This window comes from Fusobacterium sp. IOR10, from assembly GCF_010367435.1.
Taxonomy (GTDB): domain Bacteria; phylum Fusobacteriota; class Fusobacteriia; order Fusobacteriales; family Fusobacteriaceae; genus Fusobacterium_B.
Genome location: NZ_WJWY01000004.1, coordinates 14,788 through 38,359, shown reverse-complemented (window position 1 = coordinate 38,359; position 23,572 = coordinate 14,788). Strand labels below are relative to the sequence as shown.

Sequence of the window (23,572 nt, the reverse complement as noted above, 5' to 3'; positions counted from 1 at the left end):
TCAGGATAATTAGTTTTAAAACAGGAAAAATTATTCCAGATAAAAGCATAAGTTATAAAAAATATATTAAGTGGCACGGAAATTGCTTTATAAAAGGGTGGTGGGAGAATGAAATGTGAAAAAAAGAATATATTATTAATATTATTATTAATGATTTTAAGTTTAACGAGTTTAGGAGTAGAAACAAGGGAGGGTGGTACACAAGGAAAGAAATTTATAACAATAGGTACCGCTCCAATAAGTGGTTTATTTTATCCCATAGGTCTTAGTTTTTCAAGATTCATAAAAGAAGCAGGATATAATTGTTCTGTTAGATCAACAGGTGGATCAGGTGATAATATAGATTTAATTTTAGATGACAAAGTTGAAATAGCTATAGCAATGTCAGATTCAGTGGTTCAAGCTTATAAAGGAACTGGAGCATATGAAAACAGAGAAGCAGCTAAGGGTTTAAGATGTATAATGGGTCTTCATTACAATTATGTACAAATAATAACTAGAAAAAATTCCAATATAAAAAAATTTGAGGATTTAAAGGGCAAGAAAGTAGGGTTAGGAGTTTACAATTCAGGTGTGGAATTAAATGCCAGACTGATATATGAAGTTCATAATATGAATTATTCTGATACTGAAGTAACATATGCCTCTCCTGGAGAATTGGTAGAACAATTAAAAAAAGGAGTTTTAGATGCAATATTTTTAACTAATGGTATTCCCAATCCAGTTATAACAAATTTACAAAAGGAAATAGATATAGGATTTGTTTCCATGAGTAATGATAAAATAAAAAAATTGGTGGATAGCCATGCTTTTTTTCATAAAGAGATTATAAACAAAAAAATTTATAATTTAAAAAAAGATGTTTATACTGTTGGTGTTAAAGATATAGTTATTTGTGATGCTAGATTATCAGATAAGGTAGTATATGATATAACAAAAAGTATTATAGAAAATTTAGATGAATTAAAAAATGAACACGAAGTTATTAGAAGGAATGTTTTTTTAGAGAATTCTTTAGAAAATATAAAAATTCCATTTCATAATGGGGCAATTAAGTATTATAAAGAAAAGGGGATTTTAAAATAAAAAAGAGATAAGGAGAGTGGTTTTATGTTGAGCGTTAAAGTTGACATGTTTCAAACAGTTGGATTTACAGTATTACTAATATGGATAGGAAATTATTTAAGAGGAAGATTTGGTACTTTGAAAAAATACTGTATTCCTGCTTCAGTTGTAGGTGGATTATTATTTGCAGTAATTGCTTTAATACTACATAATACTGGAATAATTCAATTTTCATTTGATAAAGGTGTTATTAATAAGTTTTTCTATTGTATTTTCTTTGCAGCAGCAGGTGCAGCAGTAGGATTAAAACTACTTAAAAAAGGTGGAAAATTAATTGTAATATTTACAATATTAGTAGCTATATTGGAAATACTACAAAACTTCTTAGCTATTGGAGTAGGAAGATTATTTAATATTGATCCATTAATAGCTTTAATGACAGGTTCTACACCTATGACAGGTGGACATGGAAATGCAGCAGCATTTGCACCAGTTGCAGAAGCAATGGGAGCAACAGGAGCAATGGAAGTTGCTCTAGCAGCAGCAACATTTGGACTTGTTGCAGGATGTATTGTAGGTGGACCATTAGGTAAAAGATTAGTAGAAAAATATGACCTTAAAGGAAAGTTTTCTTCTGAAGAAATTGAAGAAATGGAAAAAGAAAGCAAACTTAAAACTTTGGTTGATCCTAAAAGATCAATGCTTGCAGTTTCTTTAATGTTCTTAGCTATAGGAATTGGATCAGTTTTCTTTAACTTATTTAAAGCTGCTGTTCCAGGTGTAAAATTACCAATTCATGTAATGTGTATGGTTGGTGGATTATTAGTAAGAAATTTCTATGAAAAAATATATGGAGAAAGTCCTGATGTATTCCAATCTGTTGATATAATTGGAGAAATATCTTTGGCAATGTTTATAACAATGTCTATTATGACAATGAAGTTATGGCAATTAGCTGGATTAGCAATTCCAATGGTAGTTATGTTAATTTGTCAAGTTATATTAGCTTACTTATTTGTAACTCAATTAACATTTAGATTCCTAGGTAAAAATTATGATGCAGCTGTAATGGCAGTTGGACATAATGGATTTGGACTTGGAGCTACACCAGTTGCAATGGCTACAATGAAAACAGTTTGTGATGAATTTGGATATTCTAAATTAGCATTCTTTATTGTTCCGCTACTAGGTGGATTAATATGTAATTTAACTAACGCAGTTATAATAACATCGTTCTTAAATTTCTACAGATAAGCCCGTTTATTTATTATATATATATATTAAAACCACCAATGCAAGTTGGTGGTTTTTTAATTTTAAAGACTATGGTATAATTTAGATTAAAAAATATTAAAAGAAGGAGCATATTTATGAAAAATGTTGGTTTTTATAAAACAAATATATTATTACCTAAAGAAAACTTAGAAAAATGGAGTACACTTGCCTGCGATCAATTTACATCAAATATTAAATATTGGGATGATGTGTCTAAAATAACTAAAGATTATAATTCTGCATATAATATTATATTTCCAGAAGTATATTTAGAAAAGATTGATTTTGATAACAAAGTAAGGGAAATACATTCTAAAATGAAAGAGTATTTGGATAATAATATTTTTGATGAATATAAGGAGTCTATGTTTTATGTGGAAAGAACCTTAATAGATGGAAGTATTAGAAAGGGAATAATTGGAGCATTGGACTTAGAAGAATATGATTTTAATGCTGGGTCAGACTCTCTAATAAGAGCCACAGAAGGAACAGTTGTAAATAGATTGCCCCCAAGAGTTAAGATTAGAGAAAGAGCTTGTATAGATATACCTCATATATTAGTTTTAATAGATGATGAAAAAAAAGAAATAATAGAATATTTTTCAAATAAAAAAGAGACATTAAAAAAATTGTATTCTTTTAATCTTATGAAAAAAGGTGGTCATATAGAAGGATATTTATTAGGTGAAAAAGAGATTAAATTAATTGAAAACAGATTATCCAAATTAGTTGATAAAAAGTATTTTCAAGAAAAATATAAAATGAAAGACATATCACCATTTTTATTTGCAACGGGAGATGGAAACCATTCTTTAGCAGCAGCAAAAAGTTGTTATGAAAAATTAAAAGAGAAATTAGGTGAAGAGGCAGCTAAAAAAAGTTCAGTAAGATTTCCCTTGGTGGAATTAAATAATTTACATGATGATTCTTTAAAATTTCAAGCAATACATAGATTGGTTTTTAATATTGACCAGGATCATTTTTTAAATAAATTGGAAGAATATTGTAATGAAAATAAAACCAGTGCTTTTTCTTCTCAAAGTATAGTTGTTGTAAAGGATTCAAAGAAAAAAAAGATGGAGATAAAAAATCCAATTCATAATTTAACTGTGGGAAGTATACAAATATTTTTAGATGAGTATTTAGAAAAATTTGGAGGTTCTTTAGATTATATTCATGGGGAAAAGGAAACAATAGAACTATCTAAAAATGGAAAAGTGGGAATAATTTTGGACACAATAAAAAAATCAGACTTATTTAAAACAATTATTTTAAAGGGAGTTCTTCCTAGAAAAAGTTTTTCCATGGGGGAAGCTAGTAAAAAACGTTATTACTTAGAGTGTAGAGAAATAAAATAACTAAAATATTTAAGCTAAATGGAAAAAAGCGATTGCAGCAGTTACTAAAAATGGAACAGCTGTGGACAAAGTTATTCCACTAAAAAAAGCAATTACAGCAATATCAGGGGAAGTGCTTTTATTTATAATTGGAAGCAAAGTATCCATAGATGTTGCTCCAGCCACTGAAACAGACTCTAAATGTCCTATATATTTAGCAACAAGGGGAATAGTTAAAATAGCTAAAACTTCTCTAATAACATTGGTTAAAAAAGCAAGACTTCCAAGTTCAGCACTAATTTTAGAAAGTTCTATAGCAGATAAAGAATACCATCCAAGTCCCATACTAATTGCAATACCTTCCCCTAAATGGACACTTGTAATATAAGAGGCTATGTATCCTCCTATAAAAGAACCTATTATAGTTCCAATTGGTAGTAACCAAATTTTTTTTCCGAATTTAGAAAGTTTTGAAAAAAGAGATTGATTATTTCCAATATCCATTCCAACAAAAAGAAGTAAAAGACATAGTCCACCACTAACTAAAGAATCACTATTTTTTGTTAAATAGTCATTTTGAAAAAAATAACCTAAAAGTCCCCCTGAAATAATTGAAATTATAATTCCTAACATTTTACCCCCTTTTTTCAATATTAGATTTTTTTAAAAATATTTTTGAAATTTTAAATAATATAAATGTGATTAAGACACTAAATACACATGTTGAAATGGCAAAAATACTTGCTTGAAATCCAATGTTTTTAAAATTTTTAATAATAGTTTCATTTATACCTATTTTATAGCCCATTGTTCCTAAAAGTATAAAAAGGGAAATTGTTTGTAAAATTCCAAGTCTTTTTTTTATAAAAGAAGGAATCAATTTTTTTCTAACTAAAGTTGCTCCTAAAATAAGGATAAGTACATAAAGAATGATTTGTCTCATAAGTTTACCTCCTTCAAGTGACAATAATTAATAGATTATATTATTTAAAGAAAAAAGTCAATATAAATTAGAGGTAATATAGTTATAATATAATAGTGTTATGATATAATATAACAAAGTTCAAAATATGAATTGGTACTTAGAGTGTAAATATATTAAAAGTATTGGAAATATGATATAATTTTTAATGGAATAAAATTAATAAATTTTAAGGAGACAACCTAATGATATTTTTAAAAAAGCATAACAAAATTGGAATTATATATAATGAATATAAAATTTCATATGAAGAAATTATAAAATACTCAAAATCATTTGGGGAAAGGTTAAACATAAAAAAAGAAGATAAGGTTATGATTTTTATGGAAAATAGACCAGAATTAATTTATAGTTTTTTTGGGATATGGGATAAAGAAGGAACATGTGTAACTATAGATTCTAGTTTTACAGGGGAAGAGTTAGAATATTATATTTCAGACTGCAGTCCTAAATATATATTTACATCAAAGAAAAAATTAAAAGAAGTGGAAAAGGCCCTATTCTTATCAAAAAAAAATACAAAAATATTAATTGTTGAAGATATACCTATGGATTACAGTGGAACTGATTTAAAAGTTGAGCTAAATGATATTAATATGGTTGCAATTATGCTGTACACATCAGGAACAACTGGAAAACCAAAGGGAGTTATGCTAACTTTAGATAATTTATTAGTTAATATAGAAGGACTTAGGGAATATAAAATGTATATTTCAGAGGATAAAATATTAGGTCTTCTTCCAATGCACCATATATTACCCCTATTAGGCTCTGGAATATTACCATTGGTAGAGGGAGCTACATTAGTATTTTTAAAAGAAGTATCTTCCCAAGCTATGTTGGAAGCTTTAAAGGAATATAAAATTACAGTGATAGTTGGAGTCCCAAAATTATGGGAAGTTTTACATAAAAAAATCATGGATAAAATTAATTCTAAAAAATTAACAAGGGGAATATTTAAAATAGCAGAAAAAATTTCAAATAAAAATATAAGAAAAAAAATATTTAAAAAAGTTCATATGGAACTAGGAGGGAATATAAGATTTTTAGTTTCTGGAGGTTCTAAATTAGATGCTAAGGTAACTGGAGATTTTATAACCTTAGGAATAGATATATGTGAAGGATATGGTTTGACAGAAACAGCACCAATGATAAGCTTCACACCTACTGGGAAAATAGTTCCAGGATCAGCTGGGGTAATATTGTCAGGAATTACAGTTAAAATTTTAGAAGATAATGAAATTGTTGTTAAAGGAAGAAACGTAATGAAAGGTTACTACAACAAACCTGAAGAAACAGCTTTAGCAATAGATAAAGAAGGATGGTTTCATACAGGTGATTTAGGAGAAGTTAGAGGGAAACAATTATATGTAACAGGAAGAAAAAAAGAGATGATAGTTCTTTCCAATGGTAAAAATATAAACCCCATAGAAATAGAGAGAGAAATTATGAGCCAAAGCCAGTTAATAAAGGAAATAGCAATAATGGACTATGAAGGGAAGTTAACAGCATTAATACATCCTGATTTTTATAAGTTACATGAAAATGAGGTTACAAACATTGTTGAAACTTTTAAACTAGGAATAATAGAAAAATATAATAAAATAGCTCCTAAATATAGGAAAATATTAGATATTAAAATAAGTAAGGAAGAATTTCCAAAAACAAAAATAGGTAAAGTAAGAAGATTTATGTTAAAGGATCTAATTACCAAAAAGGAAGAAAAAATAACTAATTTAGAGGAACCAACTTTTGAAGAGTATTTAAAAATTTCAAATTATATAAAAAATTTAAAAAATAAGAAGGTAACCCCTTGTGCACATTTTGAATTGGATTTAGGAATGGATTCCCTTGATATAGTTGAATTTGTATCCTATATAGAAGCTAACTTTGGAGTAATTATAGATGAAAAAATATTTACAGAACATTGTACAGTGGAAGGTCTATCTAAATATGTGGCAAAGCATTCAAATGAAATTTTAGATGTGGAACTTAATTGGGGAGATAGATTAAATAATTTACCCTTAGAAGAGTTACCTAAATCTAACAAAATTGGTAAAATATTTAAATATATACTAAAAGCTTTTTTTACATTTTATATAAAATTAAATAAGGAAGGCTTAGATAAATTAGAAAAAGATAAATCAGTTATTTTTTCAGGGAATCATCAAAGTTTTTTAGATGCATTTATCTTAAATCAAGCTTTACCAAATAAAGTTCTAGACAAAACTTATTATTTTGCAAAATTAAAACATTTTGAGAAAAAATATATGAAGGTTATAGGGGAAAACTCCAATGTTATTTTAGTAGATATTAATAAAAATCTTATAGGATCAATGCAAATGTTAGCAAAGGCATTGAAAAATGGTAAGAATATTGTTATATTTCCAGAGGGAACAAGAACAAATGATGGTAAATTAAATAAATTCAAGAAGTTTTTTGCAATTTTATCAATGGAGTTAAATATTCCTATTCAACCATTTGTAATAGATGGAGCTTATGAACTATATCCTAGAAATGTAAAATATCCAAAATCAGGAGAAGTTAAGATTAAATTTTTAGAAAAAGTCTATCCACAAATGGAAGCTACATATGATGAACTTAGTGATAAAATTCAAAAAATTATCCAAAATGAATTAGAAAAAAAATAAAAAGAAATCTCCATTTAAAAATGGAGATTCTTTTTTAAAATATATGGATATTCTGCTTTTAAGATGGTAAAATTATATTTATAATATATAATGCAAGGAAGTGATCTAATTTATGTTAAACAAAATTATAATTGAAAAATTTTTTAATAATGAAGAGTCTGAAAATATAATCATAGGAAGCGAAAGAAATGTTAATTCCTCAGTTTTAGTTTTATTTTGTGAAGTTAATGGAGAGATAAATATTTTATTTGAAAAAAGAGCAAAGGAAATAAGTCAAGGGGGAGAAATATCTTTCCCAGGGGGAGTGAAAGATAAAAAAGACAAAGTTTCTATGGAAACAGCCCTAAGGGAAACCTTTGAAGAAATAGGAATAAAAAGTCACAGAATTACAAAAAGAAGGAAATATGGAACTTTAGTTATTCCAACAGGAGTAATTGTGCAGGTTAATATTGGATTTATAAAGGATTTTTCCTTAAATGAATTAAATATAAATAGAGATGAAGTTGAAAAGGTTTTTTTAGTTCCTTTAAGTTATTTTTTAAAGAACAAACCAATAATAAAAGAGCTTATGGTTGAAAATGTTCCTTCTTTTAATAGGGACGGAAAGAATATAAACTTCCCAGCAAAGGAATTAGGATTACCAATAATGTATTGCAAACCATGGGGGAAAGCTAGAAGAATATTTTTATATCCCTATGATGGAGAAATGATTTGGGGGATTACAGGGGAAATTATAGATAGCATTTGTAAAAATATAAAAACAATAATTGAATTGTAAATATAAAATGCTTGACAAAGGATGGAAAAATTATTATAATATCTTGGTGATTATATGGAATTAAATGAAGTTATTGAAATGGGAATACTTTTAGAGTATTACAAACCATTATTAAGTGAAAAACAAAAAGAATATCTAATTAAATATTTTGATAAAGATTTATCTTTTACAGAAATAGCAGAAGAAAATGGGATAACAAGACAAGCTGTCCATGATAATATAAAAAGAGGGATTAAGATTTTAAAAACATATGAAGAAAAACTAGGTTTTTATAAAAAGGATAGAATGATTTATAAAAAACTTTTAAATTTAAGAGAAAATTTTGAAAAGGACAATTTAGAAAAAATCATTGATGAATTAAATTAAATTAGGAGAAAATATGTTAGAGAATTTAGGAAATAGATTTCAAGATATTTTTAAAAAAGTAAGAGGTCACGGAAAATTAAGTGAAGAAAATATAAAAGAAGCTTTGAAAGAAGTTAAAATGTCATTACTGGAAGCAGATGTAAACTATAAAGTTGTTAAAGACTTTATAAAAAAAATTCAAGAAAAGGCAATAGGTACAGAAGTTTTAAAAGGGATAAACCCAGGTCAACAATTTATAAAAATTGTAAATGATGAACTAGTTGAGCTTCTTGGAGGAACAAATTCAAGATTAACTAAGGGAGTTAAGAATCCAACAGTAATAATGCTTGCAGGATTACAAGGTGCTGGTAAAACCACTTTTGCAGCAAAGCTTGCAGCTAGACTTAGGAAAGAAGGAGAAACTCCTTATTTAGTAGCTGCTGACGTATACAGACCAGCTGCTATGAAACAATTAGAAGTGCTAGCTAAACAAATAAATATACCAGCTTATATAGATGAGGGAAATAAAGATCCAATTGATATATCTAAAAAAGCATTTGGACAAGCAAGAGCAAATAATTATTCATATATGATAATAGATACTGCAGGAAGACTTCATATAGATGAACATCTAATGGATGAACTTGGGGACATAAAAAAAGCTGTAAGACCACAAGAGATATTATTGGTAGTTGATGCTATGATAGGTCAAGACGCAGTTAATTTGGCTAAAAATTTTAATGATAAATTAAGTATAGATGGGATAGTACTTACAAAATTTGATGGAGATACAAGGGGAGGAGCTGCCCTTTCCATTAAATCAGTTGTGGGAAAACCTATAAAATTTGTAGGGGTTGGAGAAAAAATAGCAGATTTAGAATTATTTCACCCTGAAAGATTAGCTTCAAGAATTTTAGGTATGGGAGACGTTGTTTCTCTTGTTGAAAAAGCTCAAGAAGTTGTAGATGAAAAGGATATTAAATCTCTAGAAGAGAAGATAAAAACTCAACAATTTGATTTAAATGATTTTTTAAAACAACTACAAACAATAAAAAAAATGGGACCCTTGGGAAGTATATTGAAAATGATTCCAGGAATGAATTCTGATTTAGGAGATTTAGCTCCAGCAGAAAAAGAAATGAAAAAAACAGAAGCAATTATACAATCTATGACATTACAAGAAAGAAAAAAACCAGATATACTAAAGGCTAGTAGAAAGATTAGAATAGCCAAGGGTAGTGGAACAGATGTTTCTGATATTAATAAATTACTAAAACAATTTTCACAAATGAAAAATATGATGAAGATGTTAAGTTCAGGTAAGATGCCTAATTTAGGTGGAGGAATGCCAATGGGAATAGGTAGAGGCAAAAATAAATTTTTTTAAATAACTAACAAAAAGTATTAAAATAAATAAAAACTAAGGAGTGAGAAAATGTTAAAAATAAGATTAACAAGATTAGGAAGCAACAAAAATCCAATATACAGAGTAGTTGCTATGGAAAATTTATCAAAAAGAGACGGTAAAGCAATAGCATATTTAGGAAACTATTTTCCTTTAGAAGATTCTAGAGTTGAATTAAAAGAAGAAGAAATTTTAAAACACTTAAAAAATGGAGCACAACCAACAAGAACAGTAAAATCTTTACTAACTAAAGCTGGAATTTGGGCTAAATTTGAAGAATTAAAAAAATAGTAACAAAATACTATAAATAAGAATAAGACAGCCTTTATAGGTTGTCTTTTTTGATAAATGTTATAAATAGAAATAGAAATCAAAATATGATATAATAATATAGTTTTATTAAATATCAGTTATAGTTTGGTGAAGGAGTAAATATGGATAATCTTTTTTTAATTATTAGTAAAGAATTAGGAATTAAAAGTTCTCAAATAGAAAGTACAATTAAACTTTTAGATGAAGGGTCAACAGTTCCCTTTATATCTAGATATAGAAAAGAAGTTACTGGAAATCTTGATGAAAATCAAATAGGGGATATTTTAAAATTAGTAACATATTTAAGAAATTTAGAAAAAAGAAAGCAGGAAGTTTTATCTTCAATAGAAGAACAAGGAAAATTAACAGAGGATTTAAAAAACAAAATTATATCATCTGGAAAATTACAAGAGGTGGAAGATTTATACTTACCTTATAAAAAAAGAAGAAAAACAAAGGCAGATAAAGCTATAGAAAAAGGATTAGAGCCATTATCTCAATATATGTATTTAGCAAAGGATTTAAATGATTTTTTAAATAATGCAAAAAATTATATTAATGAAGAAGTTCCAACAGTTGAAGAAGCTGTAGAGGGTGCTAAACTTATAATAGCTCAAGGAATATCTGAACAAGCTGAATATAGAGAAAGAATAAGAAATATTTTATTGAAAGAAGGGATAGTATATTCTAAAAAAACTAAAAAAGCAGAAGAATTAGATGAAAAAAAAGTTTATGCAGATTATTATGAATATTCAGAAGTAATAAAAACTATATTATCTCACAGAGTGTTAGCACTTAATAGAGGGGAAAAGGAAAATATATTAAAAGTTAATATAAAAACAGAAGATAATATAAGAACTAAAATAGAAAATATACTTTTAGCTGGATTTTCAAATAAAGAACTTAAAGAAATTCAAGAATCAATAGTTAAAGATGCTTTAGATAGACTGATTCTTCCTTCAATAGAAAGAGAAGTAAGAAATATTTTAACAGATAAAAGTGAGATAGAAGCTATAGATATTTTTAAAGAAAATTTAAAAAATCTTCTTCTTCAACCACCATTAAAAGAAAAGAATATTTTAGGACTAGACCCTGGATATAGAACAGGTTGCAAAGTAGCTATAGTTGACAAAAATGGATTTTATGTTGCCAATGATGTTTTTCGTTTAGTGGAAGCAATGGATTCTCCTAAAAATTTAGAAATAACAAAAAATAAGATTTTAAAGTATATAGAAAAATATGATATAGATATTATTTCAATAGGAAATGGAACAGCTTCTAGAGAAACAGAAAGTTTTGTAGCAAAGGTTATAGGGGAAGCTAAAAAGGATACAAAATATATAATTACAAATGAAGCAGGGGCATCAGTATATTCAGCTTCAAAACTTGCAAATGAAGAGTTCCCAGATTTAGATGTAACAGTAAGAGGGGCTATTTCAATAGCAAGAAGAATACAAGATCCTTTGGGAGAATTAGTTAAAATAGATCCTAAATCAATAGGTGTTGGAATGTATCAACATGATGTTGATCAAAAAAGATTAACAGAATCTTTAAATGAAGTAATAGAATCTGTTGTTAATAATGTTGGAATAAATGTAAACACAGCTTCATGGGCATTGTTAGAACATGTATCAGGGATAAAAAAGAATATAGCTAAAAATATTGTGGAACATAGAAAAGAATTTGGAAATTTTGAAAACAGAAAACAGTTATTAAAAGTAAAAGGTGTTGGGAAAAAAGCCTATGAACAAATGGCTGGATTTTTAATAATTGAAAATGGTAAAAATATTTTAGATAGTACTATAATACATCCAGAGTCTTATAAAATAGCAGAGGAAATACTAGAAAATAATAATATTTCTTTAAAGGAATATAGAGAAAAATTAGATGAAAGTAGAGAGAAATTAAAAGCATTTAACATAGAAAATTTTGCAAAGGAAAAGGAATATGGAAATGAAACTGTAAAAGATATTTATGATGCTTTAATTAAGGATAGAAGAGATCCTAGAGATGAGTTAGCTAGACCCCTTTTAAAATCAGATATATTAAAAATAGATAATTTAAAAGCAGGTATGGAACTAGAAGGAACAGTAAGAAATGTAGTTAAATTTGGAGCCTTTGTTGATATAGGATTAAAAAATGATGCATTATTACATATTTCTGAAATTTCAGACAGATTTATAAGTGATCCTAGTAAAGTACTTTCAGTTGGTCAAATAATAAAAGTAAAAGTAAAAGACATTGATATGAACAGACAAAGAGTTGGGTTAACAAGGAAGACAAAATAATTATATTTAAGAGGAAATATTATGAAAATAAATAGAGATTCTCTTCTTGTAAAAATAGTATTTTACAATAATATAGCGATAATAATAACATCTTTAGTGGTAGCCATGATAACAACCTTCATAACATATGAAGATATGGAATCAAGGTTAGTTGATATGTCCCGTGAAAAGATATATATAGTTGAGAAAGCTTATAACAATTATATAACTAGTGTTAGAGAAGATATCAACAAAATTTCTAGGGAAGATGATTTTACTCGTTTAAGACAAAATAATAGTAATTATAAAATACTTTCTTATATTTTGAAAAATGAACTTGTAAAGGAAAATTTTCAAAAATATTATAAAATAGAAATAGCTATGCTAAATGACAAAGGAGAAATATTAGGTTTTACTGGAAAAAAGCATATATTTGATAAAAATATAATTGTTTCTGGAAAGAGATTGGGAGGATTTAGAGCTCAAGAGAGTTATATTGTAAAAGAGGATAAACAAGTTTATTCTAGGATAATATATTCTTATAAAAATAATATAAATAAAAGAAAAGAGTATATTTTAGCATCTATTCCCTTTGAATTGAACATTCTACAATATATTAAACAATATATTGAGCTAGGGTCATCAGATAAAATTTTTGCTTTTATTGGGGATTCATATATAACTGGAGATTTCAAAGAAAATTTAGATAAGGAAATAATAAATCCACAAAATTTAAAAACTTTAAAGGAAAACAAATATAAATATTATTATAGTAAAAAGAAGATTGGGAAAATCCCTTATTATATGGGGATTTTAGCCTTGAAAGATTATAATAATGAGAATATAGGATGTTTTGGAGTTGCTATTTCAAGGGAGAAATTATTCACTACAAAATTTATAATAGGATTATTTATAACAATTATTGTAATAACTCTAGTAACATTAAGTACAACAATATTTGGAAAAATGTTAAAGAAACTATTACTTCCATTAAAGGATATCACAGAGTCTGCAGAAAGAATCAGTGATGGAAATTATTCAACTAGAATAAAACTAGAAAATACCAATGGAGAAATAAAAACTTTAGCAGTGGCCATAAGAAAAATGCTTAGAAAATTAGAAGATAATCAAAGAACATTGAAGCAAAGAAATATAAAGTTAAAAGAAAATTTAAGAAAAATGAATACTATAGAACAGTTAATACTAGAGGTTCAAACAGAAGAAGATGTAACTAAAATTGTACAAAAAGTAATGACTGCATTTATATCAGAATTAGGGCTTGGTTTCAGTAGGGGAATGTTTTTTAGATACAGTAGGGAAAGAGATGCTCTTATTGGGGAAAAAGCCAAAATAAATTCTCATATTCTAGATATAAATAATGATATTTTAAAAGAAAAAAAATCTGGATTTAATTTCCAGATAAAAGAATTAGAAGAAATAATTCAACTTATAAAAATACCTTTCTCAGAGGATAATATAATTTCTGGTGCCTTAAAGGATAGAGAAATAAAATATTATAATAGTAAGGGATATAAACATAATTTAGGAAATGATTTATTTAATAGTTTAGGATTAAATAACTTTTTAATATTTCCAGTATACAATATAGATTATTACACTGGGGTTATGGTATTTGATTATTATATAAAGGAAAAAAAGATATCAGAAGAAGATATGGAATTACTAAAATTGCTTTTGATGAATATTTCCATAAAATTTAGAAGTAAAGTGGAAGAAGAAGAAAAAATAGAATTAGAACGAAATACTACAATAAGTAAAGTAGCAGAGAGATTCTTAAACAACAGAGAAGAGGCTCTTAATAATTTGTTGAAAATATTGGAAGATACTAAAAATAGAGACTATAAAAACATAGCGGAAAATATTAAAACTCTTGAAGGAAGAGTGGAACAAATGAAACAAATTAATAAAGTCTTAATAGAATACTCAAATCCTTTAGATAGAGAAAAACTAGAAGAAGTTAATATAGAACATTTGATTCCTGAAGTAATTTCTGAGTTTAAATTATCTTTACCTGAAAATAATAAGGTTTTAATATCTTCATTTATAAGTTATACTGGGGATATTTTAGGGAATAATAAAAGGCTTAGAAGGGTATTTATGGAATTATTAAAAAATGCCTATGATGCAGTTATGCAAAATAATAAGGTAATCAAAAAAATTGATATTGTAGTAATTAGAGATAAACATTCAAATAAACTTAAAATAGATATAAAGGATAATGGAATAGGAATATCAGAGGAAAACTTAGATTTAGTTTTTCAGCCATTTATTACTCATAAGAAGGATGCTCCAGGACTTGGACTTTCTCTTGTGAAAAGGGTAATAAAAGATTGTAAGGGAGTAGTTAAAATTTACTCTAAACCAGAAATTGGAACAACCGTTAAAATAACTTTAAATATACTCAAGGAGGAGAATTAAATGGAAAAAAATGATTATGGTAAAACATTAAATCTACCAAAAACAAACTTTCAAATGAAAGCAAATTTACCAAATAAAGAACCGTTAATGGTTAGAGATTGGTCTAAAAAAAATATATATGAGAAGGGATTAGATTTTAATAAACCAAGCTTTATATTACACGATGGGCCTCCATATGCAAATGGAAACATCCATATTGGTCATGCTTTAAATAAGGTTTTAAAAGATATTATATTAAAATATAAAAGACTTTCTGGATATAACGCTCCATACGTTCCAGGATGGGATACACATGGACTTCCAATAGAATTAAAGGTAAGTGAAGAACTTGGAGATAAAATGAAAACAATGTCTCCTTTAAAAATTAGAGAAAAATGTACAAAATATGCTAAAAAATGGGTTAATATTCAAAAAGAACAATTTATAAGACTTGGAATTTTAGGAGAATGGGATAATCCATATTTAACTTTAGCTCCAGAATATGAAGCAAAGGAATTAGAAGTATTTGGAGAATTATATAAAAATGGATATATATTCAAAGGTTCTAAACCAATTTATTGGTCTCCAGTTACAGAAACAGCCCTTGCTGAAGCTGAAATTGAATACAAAGATATAAAATCTCCATCAGTTTATGTTAAAATGAAAGCTGGTCAAGATGTTTTAGATAAATTAGGACTAGCAAAGGAAACTTTCTTAGTTATTTGGACTACAACTCCTTGGACATTACCTGCAAATGTGGGAATCTGTTTAAATCCAGAATTTGATTATGGAGTTTATGAAACAGAAAAGGGAGATTTCATATTTGCTAAAGAATTAGCAGAAAATGCAATAAAAGAAATAGGAATTACAACTTCAAAATTAATAAAAGAATTTAAAGGTATAGATTTAGAAAAATTAACTTATGAACATCCATTTATGGATAGAATAGGTACAATAATTACTGGGGAACATGTAACTGCAGATGCAGGGACTGGATGTGTACATACAGCTCCAGGACATGGTCAAGATGACTATGTTGTAGGGGTTAGATTTAAACTTCCTATTCTTTCACCAATTAACCATAAGGGTATATTAACTGAAGAAGCAGGACCTTACGCAGGATTATTATATAGTGAAGCAAATAAAGTTATTTCTGAAGATTTATTAGAAAAAGGAATTATGTTATCATACAGTGAATTTGTCCATTCATATCCACATGATTGGAGATCAAAAACTCCTATAATTGTTAGAGCAACACCTCAATGGTTTGTAAAAACAGAAGGAGATTCAGACCTAAGACAAAGAGCTTTAGACTTATTAGATAAAGTAGAATTTTTACCATCTTGGGGAAGAAATAGAATTGGATCAATGCTTGAGTCAAGACCTGACTGGTGTATTTCAAGACAAAGAACTTGGGGAGTTCATATTCCAGTATTCTATGTTGATGAAGAAGTATTATTTAATCAAGAAATATTAGCCAGAGTTGTTGGAATTGTTAAAGAAGAAGGTTCAGCAGCTTGGGTTAAATATTCTGCAGAAGAATTAATAGGTGAAGAATTACTTGCTAAATATGATTTAGTAGGAAAAGAAATTATAAAAGAAACAAATATCATGGATGTTTGGTTTGATTCAGGAGTTTCTCACAGATCAGTTTTAGAAACAAGAGGAAAAATGTTACGTAGACCAGCTGACCTATACTTAGAAGGTTCAGATCAACATAGAGGATGGTTCCAAACATCTCTTTTAACATCTGCAGGGTCAACTTTTGATGCTCCTTTTAAAAAGATATTAACTCATGGATTTGTTAATGATGGAGACGGAAGAAAAATGTCTAAATCAGTTGGAAATACAGTGTCTCCAGAGGATGTAATAAAAGTTTACGGAGCAGATATTTTAAGACTTTGGTGTGCTTCTGTAGATTACAGAGACGACATTAAAATTTCAGATAACATTTTAAAACAAATGGCTGAAGCTTATAGAAGAGTTAGAAATACAGCAAGATATATTTTAGGAAACACTTCTGATTTTGATCCAAGTGTAGATGCAGTTTCTTATGATAAATTACATGAAGTTGATAAATGGGCATTACATAAATTAGAAGTATTAAAAAGACAAGTTACAGAAAATTATGAAAAATATGAATTCTATAACTTATTCCAAGCAATTCATTATTTTGCAGGAATAGATATGTCTGCTTTCTATTTAGATATAATTAAAGATAGACTATACACAGAAAATTCAAATTCAGTTGACAGAAGAGCAGCTCAAACAGTAATGAATGAAATCTTAGTTTGTTTAGTTAAAATGGTTTCACCAATTCTTTCTTTCACAGCAGAGGAAATTTGGACTAAATTACCAGAACACGACAAGGATCAAGAATCTGTTCATTTAACTAAATGGTTTGAAAATAATGATGAATATTTAAATGAAGAGTTATCAAGTAAATGGGATAATGTAATAAAATTAAGAAAAGCAGTAAATAAATATCTTGAAAAAGCAAGACAAGGACAAGATAGAATAATTGGAAACGCTTTAGATGCAAAAGTATTAATTTCAACTTCTGATGAAACTTTAAAGAAATTCATTAAAGAAAATCAAGAATTATTAGAAATGGTATTTATTGTTTCTCAATTAGAATATGCAGATGAAACAGATGAAACATTTGTTAAAGATGATGAAATTGAATTATTTGTAAAAGTTCTTCATGCAGATGGGGAAAAATGTGAAAGATGTTGGAAATATTCACAACAAATAGGAGAAAATCCTAATCATCCAACTCTTTGTCCTAGATGTGCTTCAGTTTTAGGAGAATAAAATATGTATATATATATGATTGGAATAGTTATGTTGGTCTTAATAGACCAACTAACTAAATTTTTAGTTGATAATAGTATGTTTCTAGGTGATACATTAGAAATAATACCAAATTTTTTCCATATAACATATGTCCAAAATAGAGGAATAGCTTTTGGTGTATTTCAAGGAAAGATAAATATAATCAGTGTAATTACAGTTTTAGCAATCATATTACTTTTAATTTATTTTATTAGAACTTTTAAAGAAAATAAAAAAATTGAAAATGTATCTTATTTATTAATTGTTAGTGGTGCTATTGGGAATATGATAGATAGGGTTTTCAGAGGATACGTAGTTGATATGATTGATTTTCGTGGAATTTGGAGCTTTGTATTTAACATGTCAGATGTTTATATTAATATAGGAGTTGCTTTAATAATTTTAGATATGTTTTTAAAAAAAGATCATAAATCTGAAAAATAAAAATATAAAATGGAGGCAAGAAAATGACATTTCAAGAGATAATAAGAACTCTTCAAGATTATTGGGGAGCTAAGGGGTGTGTTTTGGGAAATCCTTATGACATTGAAACAGGAGCAGGTACATTTAATCCAAACACATTTTTAATGTCTTTGGGACCAGAACCATGGAAAACTGCTTATGTGGAGCCATCAAGAAGACCTAAAGATGGAAGATATGGTGAAAATCCAAATAGAGTTTATCAACATCATCAATTTCAAGTTATAATGAAACCTTCTCCAGGAGATATACAAGAGTTATATTTAGAAAGTTTAAGACTTTTAGGAATAATACCTGAAGAACATGACATAAGATTTGTAGAAGATGACTGGGAATCACCAACTTTAGGAGCTTGGGGACTTGGTTGGGAAGTATGGTTAGATGGAATGGAAATCACTCAATTTACTTATTTTCAACAAGTTGGAGGACTAGAACTTGAAATAGTTCCAGTTGAAATTACTTATGGACTAGAAAGGATAGCACTATATATTCAAGATAAATCAAATGTTTATGATTTAGATTGGACAGAAGATGTTAAATACGGAGATATGAGATATCAATATGAATTTGAAAATTCAAAATATTCATTTGAATTGGCTAATTTAGATTCATACTTTAAATGGTTTGATGAATATGAATTAGAGGCAAAGAGAATTTTAGATGAAGGGTTAGTCTTACCTGCATATGATTTTGTTTTAAAATGTTCTCACACATTTAATGTTTTAGATTCAAGAGGGGCTATTTCAACAACAGAAAGAATGGCATATATTTTAAGAGTTAGAGACTTAGCTAAAAAATGTGCAGAAATTTATGTGGAAAATAGAAAAAAATTAGGATATCCTTTGTTGAAGAAAAATAAATAATTTGTATTGGAGGAATAAAATGAGACTATTGTTTGAAATAGGTATGGAAGAAAATCCAGCTAGATTTCTAGTAAATGCATTAAATAGTTTAAAATTAAATTTAGAAAAAAAATTAAAAGAGAAAAGAATAAAATATAAAGAAGTTAAAATATATGGAACACCTAGAAGACTAGTTGTATTAGTTGAAGATTTATTAGAAAAGCAAGAAGATTTAGATGTCTTAAATATGGGACCAGCTAAAAGAGTTGCCTATGATGAATCTGGGGAAATATCTAGAGCAGGAATGGGATTTGCCAAATCTCAAGGTGTAGATCCAAAAAATTTAGAAATAATTGAAACAAAAAAAGGTGAATATATAGCAGCAAGAAAATTTTCAAAGGGAATTGAAACAAAAAAAATATTACCAGATCTACTAAAAGAATTAGTATGTGAATTGGAATTTCCAAAATCAATGAAATGGGGAGATAAAAACTTTAGATTTGCAAGACCTATTCAATGGTTTTTAGCTATCTGTGATAATGAACTTGTGGAATTTGAAATTGAAGGAATAAAAAGTTCTTTAGAATCAAGAGGACATAGATTTTTTGGTGAAAAATTTGAAATTTCCAGTGTTGACGATTATTTGAAAAAAATAAGAGAAAACAACGTAATTATTGATATTGAAGAAAGAAAAAAAATGATTAAAGATATGATAAACCAAAATTGTACTAAAGAAGATGAGCAAGTTTTAGTTCATGAAAATTTATTAAATGAAGTTGCAAATTTAGTTGAATATCCTTATCCTATAGTTGGAACATTTAATAAAGATTTCTTAGAGGTTCCACAAGAAGTTTTAATAATATCAATGGAAGTTCATCAAAGATATTTCCCAATTCTAGATAAAAATGGAAAATTATTACCTAAATTTGTAGTAGTTAGAAATGGTATTTCATATTCAGAAAAAGTAAAATTAGGAAATGAAAAAGTTTTATCAGCAAGACTTGCAGATGCAAAATTTTTCTATCAAGAGGATTTAAAGAAACCATTTGAAGACAATATAGAAAAATTAAAAACAGTTGTTTTCCAAAAAGATTTAGGAACTATATATTCTAAGATGGAAAGAGTTTCTAAAATAGCAGATTTATTAATTGAAAAATTAGGATATGCTGAAGATAAAAAAAATATCAAAAGAACAATAAGTCTATGTAAAGCAGATCTTGTTTCAAATATGATAAATGAAAAAGAATTTACAGAGCTTCAAGGATTTATTGGAGCTGATTATGCTCTTAAAAATGGAGAAAAAGAAACAGTTGCAAAGGGTATAGAAGAACATTATTTCCCTAGATTTAAAGGGGATAAATTGCCAACAACTAAAGAGGGAATTGTTACAGGAATATGTGATAGATTAGATACTTTAGTAGGATGTTTAGGAGTTGGAGTTGTTGTAACAGGTTCAAAGGATCCATTTGCTCTAAGAAGAGCATCTTTAGCAATAGTTAATATAATTCTAAATTCTAAATTAAATGTTTCTTTAAAGGATTTAGTGGAAATATCCATTGAAATTTTAGATGAAGCAGGAATTTTAAAGAAAGATAAAAAAGACTTGGAAAAGGAAGTTTTAGACTTTTTAAAACAAAGAGTTATAAATGTTTTTTCTGATTTAGGTTACAGAAGAGATGTTGTATTAGCAGTTGTAAAAACATCTTGGAATAATGTAGTTGATACAGAGGAAAGAATAAAAGTTATAACAGAAGAAATGAAAGATTCTAAATTTAAAAATGTAATATCTATAATAAAAAGAGTAGGAAATATTACAAAATCTCACATGGATACAGAGGTTAATGAAGAATTATTTAAAGAAAAAGTTGAAACAGAATTATACAATTTTGTAAATGGATTAACAATTTCTTTAGAGAGAAAATTATCAGATAAAGATTATAGAGGATATTTAGAAGTTGTCCTAAGCAGTGAGGATATAATCAATGAATATTTTAATAATGTAATGGTTAACGATAAAAATGAAGAAATAAAAATGAATAGATTGTCTCAATTGAAAAAAATTGATGTTATTTTTAGAGAAATGGCTGAACTTAATTTAATTGAACTTTAAGATTTATAGATAACTAGTTAGTATTTTTATATGCTAACTAGTTTTTTTATTTATATAAAAAAAACCACTAATATAGTGGTTTATAATTTTATATATGGCTGGGATGGCTGGATTCGAACCAACGCATAACGGAGTCAAAGTCCGATGCCTTACCGCTTGGCGACATCCCAATTTGTAATGTTGCCTTTGAATTATATCAAAATAAATAAAAAAAGTCAATAAATTTTAAAAAAAAAGCAAAGATACTAAAAGTATCTTTGCTAAGTTAATTACATTATATTTTGCATAGGTGTGTTAGGCAAATTATTTTTATCTTCTTTTTTCTCAACAACTAAAGATTCAGTAGTTAATATAAGAGAAGCTATTGAAGCAGCATTTTGAATAGCAGATCTAGTTACTTTTGCAGGGTCAATAATTCCATTATCAATCATATGGATGTATTCCTCTGTAGCTGCATTAAATCCGTATCCTTCAGGTAAAGATTTTATTTTTTCAACAACAACTCCTTCGTTTATTCCAGCATTTGAAGCTATTTGTTTTAAAGGTGCAAGAAGAGCCTTCTTTATAATATTAACACCCATTTCTTCTTCTCCTTCTAATTTAAAGTTTTCAAGAGATTTGAAAATTTCTAAGAAAGCAATACCTCCACCAGGGACAATACCTTCCTCAATAGCAGCCTTTGTAGCATTAAGAGCATCTTCTATTCTTAATTTCTTTTCTTTCATTTCAGTTTCAGTAACAGCTCCAACTTTAATAACTGCTACACCTCCAGAAAGTTTACCAATTCTTTCTTTTAGTTTATCCACATCATATGTAGATGTAGTTTTTTCAATTTGTGATTTTATTAAATTAATTCTTTCTTCTAAAGATTTTTTAGAACCATTTCCAGATATTATAGTAGTATTATCTTTATTAATTTTAATTTTTTTAGCAGAACCTAACATATCCAGTTGAACATCTTCAAGCTTCATCATCTTATCTTCACTAATTACAGTTGCATTAGTAAGCACAGCAATATCTTCTAGCATTTCTTTTCTTTTATCTCCAAAGGAAGGTGCTTTAACAGCAACAACATTAAGAGTTCCACGTAAAGAATTTAACACTAAAGTAGTAAGAGCTTCCCCTTCAATATCATCAGCAATAATTAAAAGTGGTTTAGAAGTTTTTATTACTTTTTCTAATATAGGAAGAAGATCTTGAATGTTAGTTATTTTTTTATCAGTTATAAGAACATAAGGATTTTCAAGGTCAGCTTCCATTCTAGAAGAATCATTTGCCATATAAGGAGAAACATAACCCTTGTCAAATTGCATTCCTTCAACTACCTCAAGGGAAGTTTCAAAGGATTTAGCTTCTTCAACAGTTATAATTCCAGACTCTCCAACTTTTTCCATAGCTTGGGCAATAAGTTTACCAATTTCCTTATCTCCTGCAGAAATAGATGCAACTTGCTCTATCTCAGAATTAGATTTAACTTTTTTAGAATTTGCTTTTAATTTCTTTATAACTTCAGTAATAGTTTTATCAATTCCTTTTTTTACAAATATAGGATTGGCTCCAGCACTTACAATTTTCAATCCTTCTTTTACTATTTTTTGTGCAAGAATTGTAGCAGTTGTAGTTCCATCCCCTGCAATATCATTTGCCTTTGTGGCAACTTCTTTAATTAATTTTGCACCTAAATTTTCAAAGGGATCTTCAAGTTCAATTTCTTTAGCTATTGAAACTCCATCATTTGTAATCAAAGGAGATCCAAAGGATTTTTCAAGAATTACATTTCTACCTCTAGGTCCCAAAGTTACTTTAACAGTATTGGCTAGAGTATCAACTCCTTTTTCTAATTTTTTTCTAGCATCTTCATTAAATAATATAATTTTCGACATTTTAACCCTCCTAAAATCTTATTATGTAATTAAAATTATTCAACAATACCTAAAATATCATCAAAATTTAAAATACTATATTCTTTATTATTATGTTTAATTGTAGTTCCAGAGTATCCAGAAGAAATAATTTTATCTCCTATTTTAAACTCATTAGATACTTTCTCACCATTTCCAATACTTACAATTTCCATAATATTTTGATTACTTCCAGCAGAAGAAGCTGCTAAAATAATCCCACTAACTGTTTTTTCTTCTTTTTTTAGTTTTTCAACTAAGATTCTTTCACCGATTGGTTTAATATTCATTTTATAGCCTCCTTGTTTTTTGTTAGCACTCTATATACGTGAGTGCTTATGTTCATCGATTTTAATTTTATAACTTTTTAAAAAAAATGTCAACAAAATTTTTGATATTTTATATTTTCAGAAGTTTATGGTATAATTAATAGAAAGTTAAAATATTTTATTTGCATAAAGGGGTTGATTTTAATGATGAAGTACGCAATAATAGCTAATTTAGCTATGGCACCAGTGAGTATAGGAATAATAATTTGGTTTATTTTAAGAATGAAAAAAAACAAGAAA

The 23,572-nt window shown here is 27.4% G+C and carries 18 protein-coding genes and 1 tRNA gene; 14 read left to right on the top strand and 5 right to left on the bottom strand.

Annotation, left to right across the window (positions count from 1 at the left end):
* The first annotated feature begins 108 nt into the window (after positions 1–108).
* From GIL12_RS01545 to GIL12_RS01535, 3 genes are all read left to right on the top strand, one after another.
* On the top strand, positions 109–1,086 hold the full coding sequence (locus GIL12_RS01545) for a TAXI family TRAP transporter solute-binding subunit (protein WP_163468427.1): 978 nt from the start codon (positions 109–111) through the stop codon (positions 1,084–1,086).
* Positions 1,087–1,110: 24 nt separating this feature from the next.
* Entirely contained in the window at positions 1,111–2,319 is a 1,209-nt protein-coding gene (locus tag GIL12_RS01540) for a sodium/glutamate symporter (RefSeq protein WP_163468425.1), read from the top strand.
* 116 nt (positions 2,320–2,435) lie between these two features.
* Entirely contained in the window at positions 2,436–3,698 is a 1,263-nt protein-coding gene (locus GIL12_RS01535; RefSeq protein ID WP_163468423.1) for a DUF1015 domain-containing protein, read from the top strand.
* Positions 3,699–3,707: 9 nt separating this feature from the next.
* Here the strand turns inward: GIL12_RS01535 and GIL12_RS01530 are convergent, their stop codons facing one another.
* The gene (locus GIL12_RS01530; protein WP_163468421.1) at positions 3,708–4,310 is read right to left on the bottom strand and encodes a lysine exporter LysO family protein; all 603 of its coding nucleotides are present in this window, start codon (positions 4,308–4,310) and stop codon (positions 3,708–3,710) included.
* A 1-nt stretch (position 4,311) separates the two neighbouring features.
* Positions 4,312–4,620, bottom strand: a complete 309-nt coding sequence (locus GIL12_RS01525; RefSeq protein ID WP_203522467.1) for a hypothetical protein — start codon at positions 4,618–4,620, stop codon at positions 4,312–4,314.
* Between the two features lie 224 nt (positions 4,621–4,844).
* On the opposite strand from GIL12_RS01525, the gene GIL12_RS01520 reads away from it, so the two are divergent.
* From GIL12_RS01520 to glyS, 11 genes are all read left to right on the top strand, one after another.
* Entirely contained in the window at positions 4,845–7,310 is a 2,466-nt protein-coding gene (locus GIL12_RS01520) for an AMP-binding protein (protein ID WP_163468419.1), read from the top strand.
* 112 nt (positions 7,311–7,422) lie between these two features.
* Complete coding sequence (locus GIL12_RS01515; protein ID WP_163468417.1) at positions 7,423–8,088, top strand: CoA pyrophosphatase; 666 nt, start codon at positions 7,423–7,425, stop codon at positions 8,086–8,088.
* Between the two features lie 54 nt (positions 8,089–8,142).
* Entirely contained in the window at positions 8,143–8,454 is a 312-nt protein-coding gene (ylxM, locus tag GIL12_RS01510) for a YlxM family DNA-binding protein (protein ID WP_163468415.1), read from the top strand.
* Between the two features lie 13 nt (positions 8,455–8,467).
* Positions 8,468–9,820, top strand: a complete 1,353-nt coding sequence (gene ffh, locus GIL12_RS01505; protein WP_163468413.1) for a signal recognition particle protein — start codon at positions 8,468–8,470, stop codon at positions 9,818–9,820.
* A gap of 48 nt (positions 9,821–9,868) precedes the next feature.
* On the top strand, positions 9,869–10,129 hold the full coding sequence (gene rpsP / locus GIL12_RS01500) for a 30S ribosomal protein S16 (RefSeq protein ID WP_163468411.1): 261 nt from the start codon (positions 9,869–9,871) through the stop codon (positions 10,127–10,129).
* Positions 10,130–10,272: 143 nt separating this feature from the next.
* Positions 10,273–12,438 carry a Tex family protein gene (locus GIL12_RS01495; RefSeq protein ID WP_163468409.1) on the top strand — a complete coding sequence of 722 codons (2,166 nt, stop codon included), beginning with the start codon at positions 10,273–10,275 and terminating at the stop codon, positions 12,436–12,438.
* A 21-nt stretch (positions 12,439–12,459) separates the two neighbouring features.
* On the top strand, positions 12,460–14,856 hold the full coding sequence (locus GIL12_RS01490) for an ATP-binding protein (RefSeq protein ID WP_163468407.1): 2,397 nt from the start codon (positions 12,460–12,462) through the stop codon (positions 14,854–14,856).
* Positions 14,857–17,649: an isoleucine--tRNA ligase gene (gene ileS, locus GIL12_RS01485; protein WP_163468406.1), complete on the top strand. Its 2,793-nt coding sequence runs from the start codon at positions 14,857–14,859 to the stop codon at positions 17,647–17,649.
* Positions 17,650–17,652: 3 nt separating this feature from the next.
* A complete protein-coding gene (gene lspA / locus GIL12_RS01480; RefSeq protein ID WP_163468404.1) occupies positions 17,653–18,114 on the top strand; it encodes a signal peptidase II in 462 nt (153 codons plus the stop codon).
* 23 nt (positions 18,115–18,137) lie between these two features.
* The gene (gene glyQ, locus GIL12_RS01475; protein ID WP_163468402.1) at positions 18,138–19,013 is read left to right on the top strand and encodes a glycine--tRNA ligase subunit alpha; all 876 of its coding nucleotides are present in this window, start codon (positions 18,138–18,140) and stop codon (positions 19,011–19,013) included.
* Between the two features lie 19 nt (positions 19,014–19,032).
* Positions 19,033–21,102, top strand: coding sequence for a glycine--tRNA ligase subunit beta (gene glyS, locus GIL12_RS01470; RefSeq protein ID WP_163468400.1), 2,070 nt, complete (start codon positions 19,033–19,035; stop codon positions 21,100–21,102).
* 95 nt (positions 21,103–21,197) lie between these two features.
* Here the strand turns inward: glyS and GIL12_RS01465 are convergent.
* From GIL12_RS01465 to GIL12_RS01455, 3 genes are all read right to left on the bottom strand, one after another.
* Positions 21,198–21,272 (bottom strand) — tRNA-Gln (locus GIL12_RS01465).
* A gap of 99 nt (positions 21,273–21,371) precedes the next feature.
* Positions 21,372–22,985: a chaperonin GroEL gene (groL, locus tag GIL12_RS01460; RefSeq protein WP_163468398.1), complete on the bottom strand. Its 1,614-nt coding sequence runs from the start codon at positions 22,983–22,985 to the stop codon at positions 21,372–21,374.
* Positions 22,986–23,020: 35 nt separating this feature from the next.
* Positions 23,021–23,293, bottom strand: coding sequence for a co-chaperone GroES (locus GIL12_RS01455; protein ID WP_163468396.1), 273 nt, complete (start codon positions 23,291–23,293; stop codon positions 23,021–23,023).
* Between the last annotated feature and the right edge of the window lie 279 nt (positions 23,294–23,572).